General features: G+C 46.5%; 3 protein-coding genes. 1 reads left to right on the top strand and 2 read right to left on the bottom strand.

Annotated elements, in window-relative coordinates; all coding sequences use genetic code 11:
* A partial coding sequence (locus tag A1D16_RS18840; RefSeq protein ID WP_290712387.1) for an SMP-30/gluconolactonase/LRE family protein occupies positions 1-372 on the bottom strand: 372 nt, incomplete at its 3' end.
* An 82-nt stretch (positions 373-454) separates the two neighbouring features.
* Here A1D16_RS18840 and A1D16_RS18835 point away from each other — a divergent pair.
* Complete coding sequence (locus A1D16_RS18835; RefSeq protein ID WP_290712385.1) at positions 455-1,741, top strand: Gfo/Idh/MocA family oxidoreductase; 1,287 nt, start codon at positions 455-457, stop codon at positions 1,739-1,741.
* Positions 1,742-1,755: 14 nt separating this feature from the next.
* Here the strand turns inward: A1D16_RS18835 and A1D16_RS18830 are convergent.
* Positions 1,756-3,607: alpha-amylase family protein (locus tag A1D16_RS18830; RefSeq protein ID WP_290712383.1), on the bottom strand; the 1,852-nt coding region annotated here is incomplete at its 5' end.

The raw sequence follows: 3,607 nt of genomic DNA, 5'->3' as shown, positions 1-3,607 counted from the left end.
GTGCTGGCATAGGATCAATTGTCCCTCTTTATTGAGTAGAAGCCCGTTGCTACCCATCTCTCCTCCGCGGGCAGTTTGACCGGTGTAACCTGCGGGCTTCAGGTAGAGCTCTTTACCACCTTTATCGCTCCACTTATAAATGGCATTGTTAGGGATATCCGAAAACAGCAGCATTTTCTCCGATGCAATCCAAACCGGTCCTTCGCTCCATTCAAAGCCATCGGTAAGAATTTCTGCATAGGCATCCGGCATAACCAGTTCGCGAAATGCCGGATCCAGTTCTTCAATAGACCCGATCCGCTCATAAGAAGGTTGCTCGGAACAAGCCTGAAGCAACAGGAGTCCGCAACTAATTGCAATGGTTCCGCACAATTTTTGGTAATTTAAGAAACGGAAACAGGCCATACGATTCTTTTTTGATGCCTGAAAATACAACATCTATAAATCCTTGCTGATGCAACGCAGAAAATTTCTGAAACTCTCTTCTGCCGGGATGCTGGTTCCCGTGCTTCCGCGTATTACGCAATTAACAAAGTATGCCCGGTACAAGACAGCCCTGATAGGTTGCGGGTGGTGGGGCATGAATATTGTACGGGAAGCAATAGCAGCGGGCTCTTCTAAAATTGTGGCTATCTGTGATGTGGATCAGCGATACCTTACATCTGCGGCAACGGAAATCAAGCAGCTGAATGGCGATCAGCCAAAAAAATACAAAGATTACCGCGACCTGTTACAAAAAGAAAAGCCGGACCTTGTGATTGTTGCTACACCCGATCACTGGCATCCTCTTATCTGCATAGCCGCCCTGCAGGCAGGTGCTCATGTGTATGTAGAAAAACCGATAGGACATACCATTAATGAGGGCAAAGCAATGGTAAAAGCAGCCCGTGCTACAAACCAGGTAGTGCAGGTTGGTACGCATAGGCGGGTTTCACCCCACAATATATCCGCCATGAATTTTCTGCGATCCGGCAAGGCTGGTAAAATAGGTATGGTTCGGGCCTTCGTACATTACGGTGGAGGTCCTGGTGAAAAAGTTTTGGATACCGCGGCTCCCCCTGAACTGGATTGGGATTTCTGGTGCGGACCGGCTCCCTACCGGCCCTATAATTCGGTTATTCATCCTCGTGGGTTCAGGCAATTTATGGATTATGCCAACGGACAGCTAGGCGATTGGGGAATTCACTGGATGGATCAGATTTTGTGGTGGACGGAAGAAAAAGCGCCCCGGAAAATTTATTCAACAGCCTCTCGCAGAATAAGGACCGATACCACCGATGCACCCGATACGCAGGTTGTGAATTATGAGTTTGAATCTTTCCAGGCTGTTTGGGAGCATCGGTTATATGCAGCCAATGAAGCCGAAAAATCTAATGTTGGCTGTTATTTTTATGGAACAGAAGGTACTTTTCACCTGGGTTGGCTCGACGGATGGACATTTTATCCCGCTGATAAAAATAAAGCAGTGATACATGAAAAGCCGACCTTACATACCGTTGATCATAACAATATAAAGGAATTATGGGCGGATTTTTTATCGGCAATTGAAAACAAACGAAGGGCCGTTTGCGATATTGAAATAGGGCACCGTTCAACGAATATGAGCCTGTTGGGGGTATTGTCTGCGAAGGCGGGAAAGCTTATTACCTGGGATCCGGATAAGGAAATTATTCTCAATGATCCGGAAGCCAATACATTATTACAAAGGCCGTATAGAGGCGATTGGGTGTATCCTGTATAATCAGCGCTACCTGTTTACCGGGCAACTGTTCCGACCAACGATTCCAGACCCGGGAGGTCTACCTCCAGATAGCCGATTCCGTCTTTTACGATAAGGGGTTGCTGTTGTTTCGTAAACAGGCTTGGTTGGAAGGTATAACTGCCGTCTTGCATGGACCATTGTTTCAGCAAATCTGCCGGAATTTCAAGCTTACCTTTGTAGGAGGCTGCCGAAAAATTTGCAAGCACCAATAGTTTTGTATTATCATCCCAGCGGGCAAAAGAAAACAGTTTATCGTGGTAACCTGGGTTATGCTGCCGGTTATGAAATTGTATTTCCTGGTAGTTGCCTTTTAAAACCGGCGCCTGGATGGTGAAATTCAGCAGATCCTGGTAGAATGTCCGGAGTTCTTTTTCCGCTGTATTTAGGAGGCCACCATCAAATTTGCCCTTATTCATCCAGCGCTGGTGATTTGGTACGCCAATATAGTCAAAGATGCTGGTGCGGGAAGGTTGACCAAAGCCGGCAACTTCTGCTCCCGGCTCACCCAGTTCCTGTCCGAAGTAAACCAGGGTAGGAGAGGTTGAAATAAGCGCTGATACTACCATGGCCGGTTTTGCTTTTTCCGCAGAGCCTGCAAACGCCTTGCTTGCAATGCGCTGCTCGTCATGATTTTCCAGGAAATGCAACATGTGGTGTTCAATATCTGCCATGTTTTTCTGAATGGCAGCCAGGTTATCTGCACTTCCATTTCCCTGTATAATATGCCGGAGGGTATCGTAAAATTCTACTTTGTCATAGAGGTAGTCCATTTTTCCCTGTTCAATATAGGATCGGTAAAGGGTTGGATTATATACTTCGGCCACTACTATTGCTGCAGGATACCTGGTTTTTATAGTAGAATTCAGGTAACTCCAGAATTCTACCGGAACCATTTCGGCCATATCAAACCGAAATCCGTCGACCCCCATTTTCAGCCAGTATAAAGCAATATCTCTGAATTTTTTCCAGGAAGAAGGAACCTCCTTGTTTTGCCAGAAAGCCAGGTGGTCATCAATTCCCAGCTTACCGTATTCAGCGGGTAAACTGTCGAAATCTTTACTGCCATCTGGCCGTATTCCATAATTTATTTTTACCGTCTCATACCAGTCGTCTTGCCTGGGTTGTGCCAGGCGGCTTCCGTTACCGGTCCATTTTGCCGGATGTTCACTGAATTTTCCATCACTTAAAGCATTGGGGGCTCCACCTAAGGGCAGATACCCATTGGCAACGGGTACCCGAAAGCTGTCTTTGGGCAGGTAATAAAAATTATTATTCCGGGCATATTCAACACTGGTATTATCTCCGGCCCCAAAATCTTCTACACTGTCTGGTTTGGAAATGGAACTATAATGGCGGGCTACATGGTTGGGTACTATATCAATAAGCAGTTTTAACTGGTTGCGATGTGTACGTTCTATCAGTTGTTTAAACTCGTCGAGCCGTTTGGCCGGATCCACTGCCAGATCGGGGTTTACTGAATAGTAGTCTTTAACCGCATAGGGAGATCCGGCCCTTCCCTTTACAACATCCGGGTCGTCATTTGAAATGCCAAAAGCGGTATAGTCTCGTATTACGGCATGGTGCGGAACACCGGTATACCAGATATGGGTTACGCCAAGGGCTTTGATGGCCTGAAGGGCGGAATCTGTAAAATCATTGAATTTGCCCACCCCGTTTTCTTCAATGGTACCCCAGGGTTTATTGGTTGAATTGGTATTTCCAAAAAGGCGCGTAAAAACCTGGTAAATAACTATTTTACCCGTCTGGCCTGCCTTGTTGGGTGGGTTTTTGTCAGCGGCGGGCTGCCTGCAGGCTATAAATAGTACTACCAGTAAAAATAGCCAG

The sequence above is a fragment of the Flavihumibacter sp. CACIAM 22H1 genome (genome assembly GCF_001601815.1).
Lineage (GTDB): Bacteria > Bacteroidota > Bacteroidia > Chitinophagales > Chitinophagaceae > Flavihumibacter.
Note: the sequence above shows the minus strand (reverse complement) of the source record. Positions and strands in the feature narration are given on the sequence as shown.

Coding starts and splice junctions, on each gene's coding strand:
- A1D16_RS18835 (WP_290712385.1), top strand. CDS start 455: ATGCAACGCAGAAAATTTCTGAAACTCTCTTCTGCCGGGATGCTGGTT.